The following is an 18,828-nucleotide window of genomic DNA, read 5'->3' as shown; positions in this document are numbered from 1 at the left end:
GATGACTCTCTCCTCGTGCTACTCGGCCGAGGGCGCCTCGCCCTCGTCCGTGCCGGTGGACGCGGCATCCTCCGCGGTCTCGTCCACGGCCACGTCGCCGTCGACTTCCTCCGCCTCGCGTCCCGCCTCGGCGTTGCGAGCGATACCGACGACGGCATCGCGCTTGCCCAGGTGGATCAGTTGGACGCCCATGGTGTCACGGCCCGTCTCCCTGATCTCGTTGACTCGCGTACGAATCACACCGCCCGACAGCGTGATGGCGAGGATCTCGTCGGTCTCCTCGACCACCAGCGCCCCCACGAGCGAACCGCGGTCCTCGACGATCTTGGCGGCCTTGATGCCGAGGCCGCCGCGACCCTGGACGCGGTACTCGTCGACACGGGTCCGCTTCGCGTACCCACCGTCGGTGGCAGTGAAGACGAACGTACCGGGTCGGACGACATTCATCGAGAGCAGTTCGTCGCCCTCGCGGAAACTCATGCCCTTGACGCCCGAGGTGGCGCGGCCCATGGGACGCAGGGTGTCGTCGGAGGCCGTGAACCGGATCGACTGCGCCTTCTTGCTGATCAGCAGCAGGTCGTCGTCGGCGGAGACGAGTTCGGCACCGATGAGTTCGTCGTCGGAACCGTCCTCCCGCTCCCGCAGGTTGATGGCGATGACACCGCCGGAGCGAGGCGAATCGTAATCCTTCAGAGGCGTCTTCTTGACCAGGCCGCCCTTGGTGGCCAGCACCAGGTACGGCGCCGCCTCGTAGTCCCGGATGGCGAGGATCTCGGCGATCGTCTCGTCCGGCTGGAAGGCGAGCAGGTTGGCCACGTGCTGGCCGCGCGCGTCCCGGCCGGCGTCCGGCAGCTCGTAGGCCTTGGCGCGGTACACCCGGCCCTTGTTGGTGAAGAACAGCAGCCAGTGGTGCGTGGTCGACACGAAGAAGTGGTCGACGATGTCGTCTTCCTTCAGCTTCGCGCCCCGCACGCCCTTGCCGCCGCGCTTCTGGGCGCGGTAGTCGTCGGTCTTGGTGCGCTTGACGTAGCCGCCGCGGGTGACCGTGACGACGATGTCCTCCTCGGCGATCAGGTCCTCGATGGACATGTCGCCCTCGTACGGGATCAGCTTGGTCTTGCGGTCGTCGCCGAACTTCTCGACGATCGCCGCCAGCTCCTCGCTGACGATCCCGCGCTGGCGCACCGGGGAGGCGAGGATCTCGTTGTACTCGTTGATCTTCGCCTGGAGTTCGTCGTGCTCCTGGACGATCTTCCGCCGCTCCAGGGCGGCGAGTCGCCGCAGCTGCATCTCGAGGATGGCGTTGGCCTGGATCTCGTCGATCTCCAGCAGGCTCATCAGGCCGCCGCGGGCGATCTCGACGGTGTCGCTGCGCCGGATCAGCGCGATGACCTCGTCGATGGCGTCCAGGGCCTTCAGCAGACCGCGCAGGATGTGGGCGCGCTCCTCGGCCTTGCGCAGCCGGAAGCGGGTCCGGCGGACGACGACCTCGATCTGGTGCGTCACCCAGTGGCGGATGAACGCGTCCAGCGACAGGGTGCGCGGCACGCCGTCGACCAGCGCCAGCATGTTGGCGCCGAAGTTGGTCTGCAGGTCGGTGTGCTTGTAGAGGTTGTTCAGGACGACCTTGGCGACCGCGTCCCGCTTCAGGACGATGACCAGGCGCTGCCCCGTGCGGGACGACGTCTCGTCGCGGACGTCCGCGATGCCGCCGATCTTGCCGTCCTTGACCAGGTCGGCGATCTTCTGCGCGAGGTTGTCGGGGTTGACCTGGTAGGGCAGCTCCGTGACCACCAGGCACTGGCGGTTCTGGATCTCCTCGACCTCGACGACCGCGCGCATGGTGATGGAGCCGCGGCCGGTGCGGTACGCCTCCTCGATGCCCCTGCGGCCGACCGCGAGGGCGCCCGTCGGGAAGTCGGGGCCCTTGATGCGCTCGACGAGCGCATCGAGCAGCTCCTCGTGCGAGGCCTCCGGGTTCTCCAGGCACCACTGGGCGCCGGCGGCGACCTCGCGCAGGTTGTGCGGCGGGATGTTGGTCGCCATGCCGACCGCGATGCCGGCCGAGCCGTTGATCAGCAGGTTCGGGAAGCGGGACGGCAGGACGGTCGGCTCCTGGGAGCGGCCGTCGTAGTTGTCCGTGAAGTCGACGGTCTCCTCGTCGATGTCGCGGACCATCTCCATCGACAGCGGCGCCATCTTGCACTCGGTGTACCGCATGGCCGCCGCGGGGTCGTTGCCCGGCGAGCCGAAGTTGCCGTTGGAGTCCACCAGCGGCATCCGCATCGCCCACGGCTGCGCGAGACGGACCAGCGCGTCGTAGATCGAGGAGTCGCCGTGCGGGTGGTAGTTGCCCATGACGTCGCCGACGACGCGGGCGCACTTGTAGAAGCCGCGCTCGGGGCGGTAGCCGCCGTCGTACATGGCGTACAGCACGCGGCGGTGCACGGGCTTGAGACCGTCGCGGACGTCGGGCAGCGCGCGGGACACGATGACGGACATCGCGTAGTCCAGGTACGAGCGCTGCATCTCCGTCTCGAGCCCGACGGGCTCGACGCGCATCGCGAGTTCGCCGCCCTCTTCAGGGGTGACAGGGGTGTTCTCGTCGGCCATTGCTGGTGAGATTCCTTCCTGGTGCGGTCAGCTGAGACCGACTCAGATGTCGAGGAAGCGGACGTCCTTGGCGTTGCGCTGGATGAACGCGCGGCGGGCCTCGACGTCCTCACCCATGAGGACCGAGAACAGGTCGTCGGCCTGGGCGGCGTCGTCGAGGGTGACCTGGCCGAGGACCCGGTGCTCCGGGTCCATCGTGGTCACGCGCAGTTCCTCGGCGTTCATCTCGCCGAGGCCCTTGAAGCGCTGGATCGAGTCCTCCCGGACCCGCTTGCCGCGCTGGCGGCCCATCTCCAGCAGTGCGTCGCGCTCACGGTCGGAGTACGCGTACTCGATGTCGTCCTTGCCCCACTTGATCTTGTAGAGCGGAGGGCGGGAGAGGAACACGTGGCCGGCCTCGACCAGCGGCCGCATGAAGCGGAAGAGGAAGGTCAGCAGCAGGGTGTTGATGTGCTGGCCGTCGACGTCGGCGTCCGCCATCAGGATGATCTTGTGATAGCGGAGCTTGTCGATGTCGAAGTCCTCGTGCACGCCCGTGCCGAAGGCGGAGATCAGCGCCTGGATCTCCTGGTTCTGCAGGATCTTGTCGAGACGGGACTTCTCGACGTTGAGGATCTTGCCGCGGATCGGGAGGATCGCCTGGTACTCCGGGTTGCGGCCGGACTTGGCCGAGCCGCCGGCGGAGTCGCCCTCGACGATGAAGATCTCGCACTTGGCCGGGTCGTTGGACTGGCAGTCCGACAGCTTGCCCGGCAGGGACGCGCTCTCCAGCAGACCCTTGCGGCGGGTGAGGTCCCGGGCCTTGCGGGCCGCGACGCGCGCGTAGGCCGCCTGGATGCCCTTGCGGATGATGTCCGCGGCCTCGTTCGGGTTGCGGTCGAGCCAGTCGGTGAGGTGCTCGTAGGCGATCTTCTGGACGAAGGTCTTCGCCTCGGTGTTGCCCAGCTTCGTCTTGGTCTGGCCCTCGAACTGCGGCTCGCCCAGCTTGACCGAGATGATGGCGGTCAGGCCCTCGCGGATGTCGTCACCGGTGAGGTTGTCGTCCTTGTCGCGCAGCAGCTTCTTGTCGCGCGCGTACTTGTTGATCAGTGACGTCAGCGCGGATCGGAAGCCCTCCTCGTGCGTACCGCCCTCGTGGGTGTGGATGGTGTTGGCGAAGGAGTACACGCCCTCGCTGTAGCCGTTGTTCCACTGCATCGCGACCTCGACGGACAGGAGCTTGTCCTTGTCCTCGGCCTCGATGTCGATGACGGAGGGGTGCACCACGTCTCCCTTGCGGGAGTTGAGGTACTTCACGAAGTCGACGATGCCGCCCTCGTAGTGGTACGTGACGGACTTGACCTCGTCCTTCACGTCGGCGCCGGCCTCGTCGGCGCCGGTGGTGGCCTTCGCCGACTCCCGCTCGTCGGTGAGCCTGATGGTCAGGCCCTTGTTGAGGAACGCCATCTCCTGGAAGCGCCGTGACAGCGTCTCGAAGGAGTACTCGGTGGTCTCGAAGATGTCGCCGTCGGCCCAGAAGGTGACCGAGGTGCCGGTCTCGTCCGTCGCCTCGTGCTTGGCCAGCGGGGCCGTCGGGACGCCCATCTTGTAGTCCTGCGTCCAGCGGTGACCGTCGGTCTTGACCTCGACGGAGACCTTCGTCGACAGGGCGTTCACGACCGAGACGCCGACGCCGTGCAGACCGCCGGAGACCGCGTATCCGCCGCCGCCGAACTTGCCGCCCGCGTGCAGCACGGTCAGCACGACCTCGACGGCCGGCTTGCCCTCGGAGGGAACGATGCCCACCGGGATGCCGCGGCCGTTGTCGACGACGCGGACGCCGCCGTCGGCCAGGATCGTCACGTCGATCGTGTCGGCGTGGCCGGCCAGCGCCTCGTCGACGGAGTTGTCGACGACCTCGTACACGAGGTGGTGCAGGCCGCGCTCACCGGTGGAGCCGATGTACATACCGGGTCGCTTGCGGACTGCGTCCAGACCCTCGAGGACGGTGATGGCGCTGGCGTCGTACGAGGCCGTGACCTCACCGTTCGAGGAGGCGGCCCCGTTCGCGCCGGCGTCGGTGGACGGGATGTTCTCGTTGGGGTTGCCGGAATCGGCCACGAAGCGCCCTTTCTGGCACAGCACGAAGCCGGGCTCGTCGGCGGTTTGCCGGAGCGGCTGCGGCATGTTGCGTTGGTAAGCCTTGTTTCAGCGTTGCTCAGCTTTTCCCGGGCGGTCCCCACATGCGGGGCGGGATTGTCTTCCAGTCTACCGGTAGCGCCGACAGTGATGGGGGTTTGCGGGTACCTGAGCCCGCATGTGCCGCCCTGAACCGGTCTCGGCCGGGTCCCGATATAGGGAAGGGGGCTCCAAGAGGCTCACAGCGGCACTCAGCGCTTCCGGACGTCAACCCCTCACTACTCGCGGGTCAGGTCGGTGTCCGCACTGGTGTGCGCCCCGACGCCGAACGGCCCGGACGGGCTCGCGTCCGGGCCGCCATGACCGCTGGGTGTGAGGTCTGTCACCCGTAGGTGTCGCCGGGTCCGATGCTGCCCGGAGCACGCAGGGGACCGTAACGACGGGCGGGGCCGCCCGGCCCGAGCACCTTGATCAGCCGCACCCTGCCGTGCCCCAGGTCCTCGTTGAGGCGGGCGACGAGCGTGGGAGCGAGCAGGCGCAGGTTCGTCGCCCAGGCCGTGGAGTCGCAGCGCACGGTCAGCACCCGCTCGTCCTCGTCGTACCTCTCCGGCACGCAGTGCTTGGCCACGTCCGCGCCGACGATCTCGGGCCAGCGCCCCATGACGCCGCCGACCGCGGCCGGGGCCTCCCAGCCCCGCTCGGTGAGGAGCCGGTTGATCGCCGCGCCCAGCGCCATGGGATCACGGCCGTCCGCCCGCGCGCCCGAGCGCAGGCCCCCGCGCCGGGCCTGCTTCCGCTGCCGCGTCGCGTCCCCCCGCGCGCGGGCCGCCTCCTTCGCCGCCCTCAGCGCCACCCGCGCGAGGTCGACGCCGGAGGGCTCGGCGCCCTTCTTCGGGGACGGGTCCTCGGCGCTCATACGCGTTCCACCGCCCCGCCGGACACGGCGAAGCGCGTCCCGGTCAGCACATGCGGCACGTCGTCGTCGACGGCGGCCGTCACCAGCACCTGCTCGCCGGGCGCGACCAGTTCGGCCAGGCGCTCGCGTCTGCGGGCGTCCAGCTCGGCGAAGACGTCGTCCAGGATCAGCACCGGCTCGTTGCCCTCGGCGCGCAGCAGGTCGTAGGAGGCCAGACGCAGCGCCAGCGCGTACGACCAGGACTCGCCGTGCGAGGCGTAGCCCTTGGCGGGCAGCTGACCGAGCTTGAGGAGCAGATCGTCCCGGTGCGGCCCCACCAGGGTCACGCCCCGCTCGATCTCCTGCTTGCGGGCCTCGGACAGCGCCGACAGGAGCTGGCCGAACAGGTCCTCGCGCGTGTGTGCCTCACCGGGGGCGGACGACCTGTACTCCAGGGCGACCGGCCCCCCGCCCGGCGCCAGCTGCTCGTACGCCTTGTCGGCCAGCGGCTGGAGCGCGCCGATCAGGTCCAGGCGCCGGGCGAGCAGTTCGGCGCCGGCGCGCGCGAGGTGCTGGTCCCACACGTCGAGTGTGGACAGGTCCATCGAGCGGCCGCCGTGCCGCCGGGCCAGGGCCGCCGACTTCAGGAGGGTGTTGCGCTGCCTGAGGACCCGCTCGTAGTCGGAGCGCACGCCGGCCATCCGCGGGGAGCGGGCGGTGATCATCTCGTCGAGGAACCGGCGCCGTTCGCCGGGGTCTCCCTTGACCAGGGCGAGATCCTCCGGGGCGAACAGCACGGACCGTACGATGCCCAGCACGTCACGGGGCCTGACCTGGGACGATCTGTTGATGCGGGCGCGGTTGGCGCGGCCCGGGTTGATCTCCAGTTCGATCAGCTGCTGCCGCTCGCCCTGCCGTACCTGCGCCCGGATCACCGCGCGGTCCGCCCCCATGCGCACCAGGGGCGCGTCGGAGGCGACGCGGTGGCTGCCGAGCGTCGCGAGATAGCCGACCGCCTCGACGAGGTTCGTCTTGCCCTGGCCGTTGGGGCCGACGAAGGCCGTCACCCCCGGGTCCAGCGGCACCTCGGCCCGGGGGTAGGAGCGGAAGTCGGCCAGCGACAGATGCGTGATGTGCATGGTCGTTCGCCGACCTCCCCAACGTGGTGCCTCGGATGTCCCCGGTCCGTCCACGGCCTGTGGACGAACCGGGCCGGTCCTGGGGGTGCAGGGCGCCGCCCCCAGGCTGTGGACTACTTCTTCTCGACCGCGTGGCCGCCGAACTGGTTGCGCAGCGCGGCGATCATCTTCATCTGGGGCGAGTCCTCCTGGCGGGAGGAGAACCGCGCGAACAGCGACGCGGTGATCGCCGGCAGCGGCACCGCGTTGTCGATCGCGGCCTCCACGGTCCAGCGTCCCTCGCCGGAGTCCTGTGCGTAGCCCCTCAGCCCGTCCAGGTGCTCGTCCTCGTCGAGGGCGTCGACCGCGAGGTCGAGCAGCCAGGAACGGATGACCGTGCCCTCCTGCCAGGAGCGGAAGACCTCACGCACGTCGGTGACGGAGTCGACCTTCTCCAGCAGCTCCCAGCCCTCGGCGTAGGCCTGCATCATCGCGTACTCGATGCCGTTGTGGACCATCTTCGCGAAGTGGCCCGCGCCGACCTTGCCGGCGTGCACCGAACCGAAGTCGCCCGCCGGCTTGAGGGCGTCGAAGACCGGCTGCACCTTGGCGACGTCCTCGTGGTCGCCGCCGTACATCAGCGCGTAGCCGTTCTCCAGGCCCCAGACGCCTCCGGAGACGCCGCAGTCGACGAAGCCGATGCCCTTGGCCGCCAGCTCCTTCGCGTGCTTCTCGTCGTCCGTCCAGCGGGAGTTGCCGCCGTCCACGACCACGTCACCGGGTTCGAGCAGCTCGGCCAGCTGGTCGATCGTGGACTGGGTGGGCGCTCCTGCCGGCACCATCACCCAGACCACCCGAGGACCGCTGAGCTTGCCCACCAGTTCTTCCAGGCTGTGGACATCGGCGAGGTCCGGGTTGCGGTCGTATCCGATGACGGTGTGGCCGGCGCGGCGTATGCGCTCGCGCATGTTGCCGCCCATCTTGCCGAGGCCGACGAGACCGAGCTCCATCAGTTGCGTTCCTTAGGTTGCACGACGTGGCGTTCAGGCACTTTCGTACCCGCGTCCGAGCCTAAAGCCTGGGGGTACCTGCCACGCCTTTCGGGCAGCCGGGGACCTCACGCACATCTGTGGGCATACCCGCTCACTCGTACTCCCCCGCCGCGCCGTGCTGCCGGCGCGGTCCACAGGCGCCGTGCGGGCGGTGGACCGGCACGGCGCCTCCGGGGGTGGTGCCGGACAGACGTCAGCCGCTCAGCCGCACCGGCATGATCAGGTACTTGTAGGCCTCGTCCGCCTCGGCGTCCACCGCCGGCCTGCCGCTGAGCAGCGCGGGCTTCGTGGAGGTCGTGAAGGAGAGCTGGGCCACCGGGGAGTCGATGGCGCTGAGGCCGTCCAGCAGGAACGTCGGGTTGAAGGCGATGGAGATCTCGTCGCCGTCGAGCTGGGCGTCCACCCTTTCCACAGCCTGTGCGTCGTCGCTCGAGCCGGCCTCCAGGATCAGCACGCCCTGCTCGAAGCTCAGCCGCACCGGGGTGTTGCGCTCGGCGACCAGGGCCACACGCTTGACGGCCTCCACGAAGGGGCCGGTCTCGATGACGGCGACCGAGTTGAACTCCGTCGGGAACAGCGTGCGGTACTTCGGGAGGTCGCCCTCCAGCAGGCGCGTGGTGGTGCGCCGCCCGGCACCCTCGAAACCGATCAGGCCCTCGCCCGCGCCCGAGCCCGACAGCGCCAGGGTCACGGTGTCGCCGGCGCCGAGTGCCTTGGCGGTGTCCAGCAGTGTCTTGGCGGGCACCAGGGCGACCGCGGAAGCGTCCGGGTTCTCCGGCTTCCACAGGAACTCGCGGACCGCGAAACGGTAGCGGTCGGTGGAGGCCAGCGTCACCGACTCGCCCTCGATCTCGATGCGCACACCGGTGAGGACGGGCAGCGTGTCGTCGCGGCCGGCGGCGATCGCGACCTGCTGCACGGCGGAGGCGAAGACCTCGCCGGGGACCGTGCCCGTGGCGTTCGGCATCTGCGGCAGCGCCGGGTACTCCTCCACCGGCAGGGTGTGGAGGGTGAAGCGCGAGGAGCCGCAGACCACGGTCGCCCGTACACCGTCTGTGGAGATCTCCACCGGCCGGTTGGGGAGGGCGCGGGAGATGTCGGCGAGCAGGCGGCCGGAGACGAGGACCGTGCCCTCCTCATCGACCTCTGCGCCGACGGACACGCGAGCGGAGACCTCGTAGTCGAAGCTCGACAGGCTCAGCTGGCCGTCCTCGGCCTTCAGCAGCAGGCCGGCGAGGACAGGCGCCGGCGGACGGGCCGGGAGGCTGCGTGCCGCCCAGGCCACTGCCTCCGCGAGTACGTCGCGTTCCACCCGGATCTTCACCGTAAGCCGCCTCCTGCTGTTGCTGCTGCTGAGTCCTCCGACTCGGTGTCACCGCCCTCTGCGACGGGAAGGACACCGGGGACCAGTCTGACGCACCGCACTGACAGCAGGTGCCTGTCGGGGTCAAGTCGGGTCGAGGGGCAGTCGGGCTCGAGAGAGCGAGTTGTGCACAGGGCCCTCTTCGAAGCGGATTCAGCACTCTCTCTAGTCGGGAGTAGTAGTAGGGCCTGTGGATACCGTGGATAACCACGTTTGCCCAGCTCAGCGCACGAATTTTGTCCACGGTCCCTGTGGGCGGCGTCGGTGGACAACCCGGGGTCTCTGTGGAGAACGGGAAGTTCTGCACACCCCGCCCACAGCCCGTAGGCACTTCTCCCCAGCTGCGTCCCCAGTTTTACCCACGTTTCCCACACCCCAATCCGGCACCTTGGTGTGACCGCTTTCACTCGGCACGGTGAGGAGCGGCGTCGGGTTGCCGAACAGTGGACAGGCATGTGGAGAAGCCGCCGATCACTGGGGACAACAGGCCGTTTCCTGTGGGCGGGCCGTGGACAACGCCGTGCACACCCTGTGGACCGCCACTTCGTCCACAGGGTGTGGAGATCGCTCGTCCACGGTTCCCCAGGCAGCTGAGCTGGGCCGACGCTCTTTCTACCGCACAGACTGTGGACGCGGTCTGGACAACTCCCGAATCCCCAGCGTGTGGACCGCGGAAAGTCACCGGATCTGTGGAGAGCACCCGTAACCCGGACGGTATTCGAACAACCGGACACGCGAGGGCACGCGCTGAGGGGGACGCCCGCGGCCGGCCGGGGCGCCGGGAGCCGGGGTGAGCGCCTCGCCCATGGCGCCGCGAAGCACGCTGAGCGCCTCGCCCGGGGCGGCAGAAGGCGGGCTGAGGCGAGGCGGGCGAGCCCCGGGACGGCGACGGGCGAGCTCCCGAGAAGGCCACGGGCGGGCCACCGAGAAGGCCACGGGCGGGCCGCCGGGCGAGGCGGACGTCGCCGTGTACGACGAAGGGCGCCCCGGGACGGGTCCCGGGGCGCCCTGGCGGTCGCGGCTCGACTCCGCGCGGCCGTCAGCCGTTCTTGATGCGGTTGGTCAGCTCGGTGACCTGGTTGTAGATGGAACGGCGTTCGGCCATCAGCGCGCGGATCTTGCGGTCGGCGTGCATCACGGTCGTGTGGTCCCGGCCGCCGAACTGCGCGCCGATCTTGGGCAGCGACAGGTCGGTCAGCTCGCGGCACAGGTACATGGCGATCTGGCGGGCCGTCACCAGGGCGCGGCCGCGCGAGGTTCCGCACAGATCCTCGACCGTGAGGCCGAAGTAGTCGGCGGTCGCCGCCATGATGGCCGTGGCCGTGATCTCCGGGGCGCTGTCCTCACCGCCGGGGATCAGGTCCTTGAGGACGATCTCCGTCAGGCCCAGGTCCACCGGCTGCCGGTTCAGCGAGGCGAACGCGGTGACGCGGATCAGCGCGCCCTCCAGCTCGCGGATGTTGCGCGAGATCCGCGAGGCGATGAACTCCAGCACCTCGGGTGGCGCGTTGAGCTGCTCCTGCACAGCCTTCTTGCGCAGGATCGCGATACGCGTCTCCAGCTCGGGCGGCTGGACGTCCGTGATCAGACCCCACTCGAAGCGGTTCCGCAGCCGGTCCTCCAGCGTCACCAGCTGCTTGGGCGGCCGGTCGCTGGACAGCACGATCTGCTTGTTGGCGTTGTGCAGGGTGTTGAAGGTGTGGAAGAACTCCTCCTGCGTCGACTCCTTGTCCGCCAGGAACTGGATGTCGTCGACGAGCAGGATGTCCATCTCCCGGTAGCGCTTGCGGAAGCTGTCGCCCTTGCCGTCGCGGATGGAGTTGATGAACTCGTTGGTGAACTCCTCCGAGCTCACGTACCGCACCCGAGTGCCCGGGTACAGGCTGCGGGCGTAGTGCCCGATCGCGTGCAGCAGATGCGTCTTGCCCAGCCCGGACTCCCCGTAGATGAAGAGCGGGTTGTACGCCTTGGCCGGCGCCTCGGCGACCGCCACCGCGGCGGCGTGGGCGAAGCGGTTGGACGCGCCGATGACGAACGTGTCGAAGAGGTACTTGGGGTTCAGGCGCGCGGTCGGCTCACCGGGTCCTGTCGCCGGCGCGGGCTGTGCGGCCAGCGGCCCGGGAGCGCCTGTGGTGGGCAGGTTCGGGCCCACCGGGCCGCCGCGGTGCACATGCCCGGAGCCGGTCTGCGGTTCGGGCCGCTCGCGGCGGACGGGGTCGCGCTGGTCGTAGTCCGCGCGTGACTGCTCGTAATCGGAACGCTGCTGGTCGTACGGCGGACGGTCCCGGTGCTGCTGCCGGTAGTCCTGGGACGGCGCGTACGCGTCCTGCCCGGCCGGCGGGTAGGAGTTCTGAGCGGAGCCGTAGGAGTCCTGGCCCGAGCCGTAGGAGTCCCGCCCCGGGCCGTAGGCGTCCTGGCCCGGCGACGCGTACGGGTCGCGCTCGGGGAAGCCGAGCCGCTGCTGCTGCCAGCCGTAGTCGTCGTGCGACGGGCGGGGCCAGGCGCCGGGCTCGGGGCGCTGGTACTCGGAGGGGTAGGCGGGCCGCGCGGTCGGAAGCTGATCGGTGCCGTCGGCCGGCTGAGGTCCCGTGCGGGGCGTCGGCAGGTGGTCGCCGGCGGTACCCGGACGCTGGCCGTCCCGTCCGTCGGGGCCGCCGCGGCGGCCGTCGGCCCGGTGGCGTCCGTACCCCTCGTACCCGCCCTGGCCCGACGGGAGCTGCTGCTCCTCGTAGCGCGACGGCGCGGGCGGCGCCGGGGTCTGCGGTTCGCCGACGGAGCTGTCGACGGTGATCGCGATGCGGATCGGGCGGCCGCACTCGCGGCTCAGGGTCTCGCTGACGATCGGGGCGAGGCGGCCTTCGAGGACGCCCTTCGCGAACTCGTTCGGCACGGCGAGCAGCGCGGTGTCCGCGACCAGCGCGAGCGGCTGACAGCGCCGGATCCAGTGCTCGTCCTTGGTCTCGACGCCCTGTCCGCGGCCCTCCCCGAGGAGTTGCTCGAGTACTCGTGGCCACACTGCGGCAAGATCGGCAGGTACGTCAGCCACAGGGCACGCTCTCTCACAAGTCCCACGAACGCGTGGTTCGGGACGGGTCGGGTTCTGAAATCGGATGGGGTGGAGGACAAAGGAACGAATCGGAGTCCGGCCACGGTAGTCAGCGCGACCGGTACGGTTCAAGTTGTTGTCCCCAGGCTGTGGACAGTGTGCCTCCGCGGGCGCCGGTTTGACCGGATGCCGCAGCCCCGCGTACCGTAACCAGGTCGAGTTGTCGATGGCTGCTGCCGCCTGCCTCCGAAGGGCACAGATCGCGTCAAGGTGATCGGTCAGCGGTGCACTCGGGCGTTACTGCGAGCTACTCGTGGGCGCACGGTGACAGCCAGGACGGCACCCCGCCACTACCGATACTTTCTGGAGCCCCCGAGTGAGCAAGCGCACCTTCCAGCCGAACAACCGTCGTCGCGCGAAGACCCACGGCTTCCGGCTGCGTATGCGCACCCGTGCCGGCCGCGCGATTCTCGCGTCCCGCCGCAGCAAGGGTCGCGCCCGCCTGTCCGCCTGATCCCGATCAGGTCATGACGTCGTGCTGCCCACCGACAACCGGCTGAGGCGGCGCGAGGACTTCGCGACCGCGGTACGACGAGGACGCCGGGCCGGGCGCCCACTTCTCGTCGTCCACCTTCGTAGCGGTGCCACGGACCCGCACGCGCCAGGGGAGAGCGCTCCCCCGTCGCGTGCGGGTTTCGTCGTGAGCAAGGCGGTGGGTGGCGCGGTCGTGCGCAACACGGTGAAGCGCAGACTTCGCCATCTGATGCGTGACCGAGTCACCCTGCTGCCCCCCGGTAGCCTGGTAGTCGTACGAGCGCTGCCCGGGGCGGCTGACGCGGACTACGCACAGCTGGCCCGAGACCTTGATGCCGCCCTTCGACGACTGCTGGGAGGGGGCGCGCGATGAAGTACCCGCTACTGGCACTCATCAAGCTGTACCAGTGGACCATCAGCCCGTTGCTCGGGCCGGTGTGCAAGTACTACCCGTCGTGCTCCCACTACGGCTACACAGCCATCGACCGGCACGGCGCGATCAAGGGAGCGGCACTCACCGCCTGGCGCATCCTGCGGTGCAATCCGTGGTCGCTCGGCGGTGTGGATCACGTGCCACCGCGCAAGCGTCCGCGGTGGCACGAAATGCTGCGCAGCGCCTGGCGCGCACGCAAGGGCGGGCCCTCCGCCGCCGAACCGGCCACCGACCGGGGCATCCTCCGGTCGAGCCCGGCCGCAGAGACCTCGTCCCATGCCCAAGGAGCATGATTAGTGGACACGATTGCCAGCTTTTTCAGCTTCATCACGACACCCGTTTCCTGGGTCATCGTCCAGTTCCACACGGTCTACGGCGCGATCTTCGGCCCTGACACCGGGTGGGCCTGGGGCCTGTCCATCGTGTCCCTGGTGGTTCTGATCCGCATCTGCCTGATCCCGCTCTTCGTGAAGCAGATCAAGGCGACCCGTGCGATGCAGACGCTCCAGCCGGAGATGAAGAAGATCCAGGAGCGCTACAAGAACGACAAGCAGCGTCAGTCCGAAGAGATGATGAAGCTGTACAAGGAGTCGGGCACCAACCCGCTCTCCTCGTGCCTTCCCATCCTGGCGCAGTCCCCGTTCTTCTTCGCCCTGTACCACGTGCTCAACGGCATCGCGTCGGGCAAGACCATCGGCGTCATCAACGAACAGCTGCTCGCGAGCGCGCAGAAGGCGCACATCCTCGGCGCCCCGCTGGCCGCCAAGTTCACGGACGGCGCGGACAAGGTCACCGCACTCGGCGCCTCCCTGACCGACGTCCGGGTCGTCACCGCGGTCATGATCGTCCTGATGTCGGCGTCGCAGTTCTTCACCCAGCGCCAGCTGATGACGAAGAACGTCGACACGACGGTGAAGACGCCGTTCATGCAGCAGCAGAAGATGCTGATGTACGTCTTCCCGATCATGTTCGCCGTCTTCGGTATCAACTTCCCGGTCGGTGTCCTCGTCTACTGGCTGACCACCAACGTGTGGACCATGGGCCAGCAGATGTACGTCATCCACAACAACCCGACCCCGGGTTCCAAGGCGCAGGCCGCCTACCTGGAGCGCCTGTACAAGCACGTCACGCACCACGGCAAGACGCGCAACCGGCGTGAGAAGGCCATCGTCAAGGCGATCGTGGCCAAGGGCCGGGACCGCAACGAGTCCGAGCGCAAGTTCATCAACGGTCTGAACAAGGCGGGCCTGGCGGCCCAGGCCGACGGCACCGTGCTGAAGAGCGAGAGTGCCGCCCCCACACAGGCCGAGGACGGCACGCAGGTCACGACGAGCGGCACCGCTCCCGCGGCCCCGCGGCGCCAGCAGCCCAAGCGCCAGTCCAAGGCTCAGCGCCAGTCGGCAACCGGCAAGCCGGGTGAGGGCGCGTCGCCCACGTCGTCCACGTCGCTGAGCAAGTCCGACGAGCCCCAGGAAGCCGCCCCGCCCGCCCCTGCCGGCAAGGCCGCCTCGAAGCCGGGCAACGGCACCCGCAGCAAGGCCCAGTCCGGGCAGCGCAAGGGTCCCCAGCGTCCCAAATCCCCGTCCAAGAAGTAAGAAGGAGCCCATCCCGTGACGGAAGGCACCACCTCCGCGGCTGCCGAGGGTGCAGACGCGCTGACCCGCCTGGAGCAGGAGGGCGAGATCGCGGCGGACTACCTCGAGGGTCTGCTGGACATCGCCGACCTTGACGGCGACATCGACATGGACGTCGAGGCCGACCGCGCCGCTGTCTCGATCGTCAGTGACACCGGCAGCCGCGACCTGCAGAAACTGGTCGGGCGGGACGGCGAGGTGCTGGAGGCGCTCCAGGAGCTCACGCGCCTGGCGGTGCACCGGGAGACCGGCGACCGCAGCCGCCTGATGCTGGACATCGCGGGCTACCGGGCGAGGAAGCGCGGCGAGCTCTCCGAGCTGGGCGCCAAGGCCGCGGCCGAGGCAAGGAGCACCGGTGAGCCGGTGAAGCTGAATCCGATGACCCCGTTCGAGCGCAAGGTCGTGCACGACGCGGTCAAGGCCGCGGGCCTGCGCAGCGAGTCCGAGGGCGAGGAGCCGCAGCGCTTCGTCGTCGTGCTTCCCGCCTGATCGGTCCCTGAGTTCCACCGGCCCCGTCTGTTGCGCAGACGGGGCCTCACTTTGTCAGCCTGGTCCTGACGGCTGACGGTCCCTGGTAGTCCTGGTGATCAGCGCGTACGGCGCTGGAGCGGTACGGAAGGACGGTCCCCCGTGACGGAGGCAGCGGAGCTTCCCCCGGCGCCCGAGCAGGCGCGCGAGGTGTTCGGCGATCGTTTCGCGGATGCGGTGCGCTACGCGGAGCTGCTCGCTGAGGCGGGTGTGCAGCGAGGACTGATCGGTCCCCGGGAAGTACCCCGCCTGTGGGAGCGGCACCTGCTGAACTGCGCGGTGCTCTCGGAGGTCGTGCCCGAGGCGGTGACGGTGTGCGACGTCGGGTCGGGCGCCGGCCTGCCGGGCATTCCCCTGGCGCTCGTCCGGGAGGATCTCAAGATCACGCTGCTGGAGCCCCTGCTGCGGCGCACGAATTTCCTCACCGAGGTCGTCGAGCTGCTGGGTCTGGACCACGTCACCGTCGTCCGGGGCCGCGCCGAGGAGGTCATGGGCAAGCTGCCGCCCGTCCATGTGGTGACGGCCCGGGCCGTGGCCCCCCTGGACCGCCTCGCCGCCTGGGGCATCCCGCTGCTGCGCCCGTACGGGGAGATGCTGGCGCTCAAGGGGGACACGGCAGAGGAGGAGCTGAAGAGCGCGGCGACCGCACTCAGCAAACTCGGTGCCGTCGAGACGTCCATCCTGCATGTGGGTGAAGGCGTCGTGGATCCGCCCTCCACGGTGGTGCGGGTCGAGGTCGGGGAGAGCCCCGGTGGTGTCCGGTTCGCGGCCAAGCGTGCGAAGGCCGCTCGGACGGGACGAGTACGCCGTCGCCGCTAGCGGTGCTTGGCGTCTGCTTGGGGCGTCGTACTCCACACAAGCTGCCCAACTTGCGCATTCCGGAGTGTCGCGACAGTTCGGCCACGCCTGCTGTGCATCGTGTTTCACGTGAAACGTCGCTCACTGCTGCACGGCATCATCAACCGCGGCCGCGCTGCGGCCCCATCGCGCGAGCGTAAGCCGCTCGGTTCCCTCGATGAGATCCCCGCCCTCGGCACTGCTCCGTCCCCCGTGAGGGGCACGGAGTTGTCCACAGAGGTGGATTTCTCCACAGAACGCCAGGCCTCACTGGTTCGCGACCCCGAAGGCATGGGAGGCTCTGTTCATTGCGAGCCTGAAGTCGAGGAGAGTGAATCCTTGCGGTCCGACGCCAACATCGCGGGACCGATGACCGATCCGGTCCCCGGTCCCCGTACCGAGTCGCCGGGGGAGGATGTTTCACGTGAAACGCCGCCCCCCATGGACGACACTCCCATCGGTCGTGCTGCCCAGCTGGCGGTCGAGGCTCTGGGGCGCGCAGGCGAGGGTCTGCCACGACCCGAGCAGACCCGCGTCATCGTGGTCGCCAACCAGAAGGGCGGGGTGGGCAAGACGACGACAACCGTCAACCTTGCCGCGTCCCTGGCCCTGCACGGCGGCCGCGTTCTGGTGGTCGACCTCGACCCTCAGGGCAATGCCTCCACCGCCCTCGGGATCGATCACCACGCCGATGTCCCCTCCATCTATGACGTCCTGGTGGAGAGCAAGCCGCTCGCGGAGGTCGTCCAGCCCGTCCCCGACGTCGAGGGTCTCTTCTGCGCCCCGGCCACGATCGATCTCGCCGGTGCGGAGATCGAGCTGGTGTCCCTGGTGGCGCGGGAGAGCCGGCTGCAGCGGGCGATCCAGGCGTACGAGCAGCCGCTGGACTACATCCTCATCGACTGCCCGCCCTCGCTCGGCCTGCTGACCGTCAACGCCCTGGTCGCCGGCCAGGAGGTCCTCATCCCCATCCAGTGCGAGTACTACGCGCTGGAGGGCCTGGGCCAGCTGCTGCGCAACGTCGACCTGGTGCGGGGGCACCTCAACCCCACGCTGCATGTGTCGACCATCCTGCTCACCATGTACGACGGCCGGACGCGCCTTGCGTCCCAGGTTGCCGAGGAGGTGCGCAGTCACTTCGGCGACGAGGTGCTGCGGACGAGCATTCCCCGCTCGGTCCGTATCTCGGAGGCGCCGAGTTACGGACAGACGGTGTTGACCTACGATCCTGGTTCCAGTGGTGCCCTCTCCTATCTTGAGGCGGCACGAGAAATCGCGCTGAGGGGTGTGGGCGTCCGTTACGACGCGGCCCACGCCCATATCGGCGCCCAGAGTGATCCGAACATGGTGGAGGGGATCCAGTGAGTGAGCGACGCAGGGGGTTGGGCCGTGGTCTCGGCGCGTTGATTCCTGCTGCCCCGACCGGGGAGAGGACGCCGGCGGCCGCCGGTGTCGGGAGCTCTGCTCCGACGTCTTCCGCAGGTGTGCCGGTGCTGACCACGGACCGCGGAGTGGCCGCGGCCAAGGTGACCGCGCTGCCTTCTGTTTCACGTGAAACCGAGGAATCGAGTGCTGGCGGCAGCGCGGACACACCCGCACCCCCCATGGGTGCCCACTTCGCCGAGCTTCCCCTCGACTCCATCACCCCGAACCCGCGCCAGCCGCGAGAGGTCTTCGACGAGGACGCGCTGTCCGAGCTTGTCACCTCCATCAAGGAGGTGGGACTGCTCCAGCCCGTCGTCGTGCGGCAGCTCGGGCCGTCGCGCTACGAGCTCATCATGGGCGAGCGGCGCTGGCGGGCCTGTCGCGAGGCGGGGCTCGAGGCGATCCCGGCGATCGTCCGGGCCACGGACGACGAGAAGCTCCTGCTGGACGCCCTCTTGGAAAACCTGCACCGGGCCCAGCTGAACCCGCTGGAGGAGGCTGCGGCCTACGACCAGCTGCTGAAGGACTTCAAGTGCACGCATGACCAGCTGGCGGACCGGATCGGCCGCTCGCGCCCGCAGGTCTCCAACACCCTGCGCCTGCTCAAGCTGTCCCCTGCGGTGCAGCGTCGGGTCGCCGCCGGGGTCTTGTCCGCCGGGCACGCGCGGGCGCTGCTCTCGGTGGAGGACTCCGAGGAGCAGGATCGTCTGGCGCACCGGATCGTGGCCGAAGGCCTCTCGGTCCGAGCCGTCGAGGAGATCGTGACCCTTATGGGGTCCCGACCCCAGACGCCCTCGCGATCCAAGGGGCCCCGTGCGGGCGCTCTTGTCTCCCCGGCTCTTTCCGACCTCGCGACACGGCTGTCGGATCGCTTCGAGACCCGGGTGAAGGTCGACCTGGGGCAGAAGAAGGGAAAGATCACCGTCGAGTTCGCCTCCATGGAGGACCTGGAGCGCATCCTCGGCACGCTGGCGCCCGGTGAGGGCCCCGTTCTGCAGAAGAGCCTCGTGCACGGGAGCTCGGAGGAGGAGACGGACGCCTGAGACCCTCCTTGGAGGGGTTTACCTCGGCCGTTCGGCAGAAGCGGGCCGTGTCCGGAGTGCACCGGAACACGGCCCGCTCTTTGCTTTCAGGCGGTATCGACGGAAAAGCATCGTGGATACGATGCGATCAGGTGTGGCGTATGCGTATGCACCTGTCGGCACCTCGATCAGGAAGCGGGGCCATGCGAG

Annotated in this window: 15 protein-coding genes; 8 read left to right on the top strand and 7 right to left on the bottom strand. The window is 69.2% G+C overall.

Annotated features, from left to right (window positions below; genetic code table 11):
* Positions 1–18: 18 nt before the first annotated feature.
* The 7 genes from gyrA to dnaA form a co-directional block, all read right to left on the bottom strand.
* On the bottom strand, positions 19–2,613 hold the full coding sequence (gene gyrA / locus ACWDNY_RS04705) for a DNA gyrase subunit A (RefSeq protein WP_451644251.1): 2,595 nt from the start codon (positions 2,611–2,613) through the stop codon (positions 19–21).
* 42 nt (positions 2,614–2,655) lie between these two features.
* On the bottom strand, positions 2,656–4,737 hold the full coding sequence (gyrB, locus tag ACWDNY_RS04700) for a DNA topoisomerase (ATP-hydrolyzing) subunit B (protein ID WP_451644309.1): 2,082 nt from the start codon (positions 4,735–4,737) through the stop codon (positions 2,656–2,658).
* Between the two features lie 376 nt (positions 4,738–5,113).
* The gene (locus tag ACWDNY_RS04695; protein ID WP_451644250.1) at positions 5,114–5,647 is read right to left on the bottom strand and encodes a DUF721 domain-containing protein; all 534 of its coding nucleotides are present in this window, start codon (positions 5,645–5,647) and stop codon (positions 5,114–5,116) included.
* Positions 5,644–6,765: a DNA replication/repair protein RecF gene (gene recF / locus ACWDNY_RS04690; protein WP_451644249.1), complete on the bottom strand. Its 1,122-nt coding sequence runs from the start codon at positions 6,763–6,765 to the stop codon at positions 5,644–5,646. The genes ACWDNY_RS04695 and recF overlap by 4 nt, the downstream gene beginning before the upstream one ends.
* 113 nt (positions 6,766–6,878) lie before the next feature.
* Positions 6,879–7,754 (bottom strand): phosphogluconate dehydrogenase (NAD(+)-dependent, decarboxylating), encoded by an 876-nt coding sequence (gene gnd / locus ACWDNY_RS04685; RefSeq protein WP_451644248.1) that lies wholly within the window; start codon positions 7,752–7,754, stop codon positions 6,879–6,881.
* 235 nt (positions 7,755–7,989) lie between these two features.
* On the bottom strand, positions 7,990–9,120 hold the full coding sequence (gene dnaN, locus ACWDNY_RS04680; RefSeq protein WP_451644247.1) for a DNA polymerase III subunit beta: 1,131 nt from the start codon (positions 9,118–9,120) through the stop codon (positions 7,990–7,992).
* 1,078 nt (positions 9,121–10,198) lie between these two features.
* Entirely contained in the window at positions 10,199–12,205 is a 2,007-nt protein-coding gene (gene dnaA / locus ACWDNY_RS04675; protein ID WP_451644246.1) for a chromosomal replication initiator protein DnaA, read from the bottom strand.
* A gap of 376 nt (positions 12,206–12,581) precedes the next feature.
* Between dnaA and rpmH the strand changes: the two genes are divergently transcribed.
* The 8 genes from rpmH to ACWDNY_RS04635 all read left to right on the top strand — a co-directional run bounded on the left by rpmH (position 12,582) and on the right by ACWDNY_RS04635 (position 18,639).
* A complete protein-coding gene (rpmH, locus tag ACWDNY_RS04670) occupies positions 12,582–12,719 on the top strand; it encodes a 50S ribosomal protein L34 (RefSeq protein ID WP_003956500.1) in 138 nt (45 codons plus the stop codon).
* A gap of 21 nt (positions 12,720–12,740) precedes the next feature.
* Positions 12,741–13,112, top strand: coding sequence for a ribonuclease P protein component (gene rnpA / locus ACWDNY_RS04665; RefSeq protein ID WP_451644245.1), 372 nt, complete (start codon positions 12,741–12,743; stop codon positions 13,110–13,112).
* A complete protein-coding gene (yidD, locus tag ACWDNY_RS04660; RefSeq protein ID WP_451644244.1) occupies positions 13,109–13,465 on the top strand; it encodes a membrane protein insertion efficiency factor YidD in 357 nt (118 codons plus the stop codon). Before rnpA ends, yidD begins: the two co-directional genes overlap by 4 nt.
* A 3-nt stretch (positions 13,466–13,468) precedes the next feature.
* Positions 13,469–14,767 (top strand): membrane protein insertase YidC, encoded by a 1,299-nt coding sequence (gene yidC, locus ACWDNY_RS04655; RefSeq protein WP_451644243.1) that lies wholly within the window; start codon positions 13,469–13,471, stop codon positions 14,765–14,767.
* Between the two features lie 15 nt (positions 14,768–14,782).
* Positions 14,783–15,295: a Jag family protein gene (locus ACWDNY_RS04650; RefSeq protein ID WP_451644242.1), complete on the top strand. Its 513-nt coding sequence runs from the start codon at positions 14,783–14,785 to the stop codon at positions 15,293–15,295.
* A 141-nt stretch (positions 15,296–15,436) separates the two neighbouring features.
* Positions 15,437–16,153 carry a 16S rRNA (guanine(527)-N(7))-methyltransferase RsmG gene (gene rsmG / locus ACWDNY_RS04645; protein ID WP_451644241.1) on the top strand — a complete coding sequence of 239 codons (717 nt, stop codon included), beginning with the start codon at positions 15,437–15,439 and terminating at the stop codon, positions 16,151–16,153.
* A 309-nt stretch (positions 16,154–16,462) separates the two neighbouring features.
* A complete protein-coding gene (locus ACWDNY_RS04640) occupies positions 16,463–17,536 on the top strand; it encodes a ParA family protein (protein ID WP_451644240.1) in 1,074 nt (357 codons plus the stop codon).
* The gene (locus ACWDNY_RS04635; protein ID WP_451644239.1) at positions 17,533–18,639 is read left to right on the top strand and encodes a ParB/RepB/Spo0J family partition protein; all 1,107 of its coding nucleotides are present in this window, start codon (positions 17,533–17,535) and stop codon (positions 18,637–18,639) included. Before ACWDNY_RS04640 ends, ACWDNY_RS04635 begins: the two co-directional genes overlap by 4 nt.
* Positions 18,640–18,828 lie beyond the last annotated feature (189 nt).

The organism is Streptomyces sp. NPDC003697, assembly GCF_053587115.1.
This window is presented reverse-complemented; position numbering and strand designations above follow the sequence as displayed.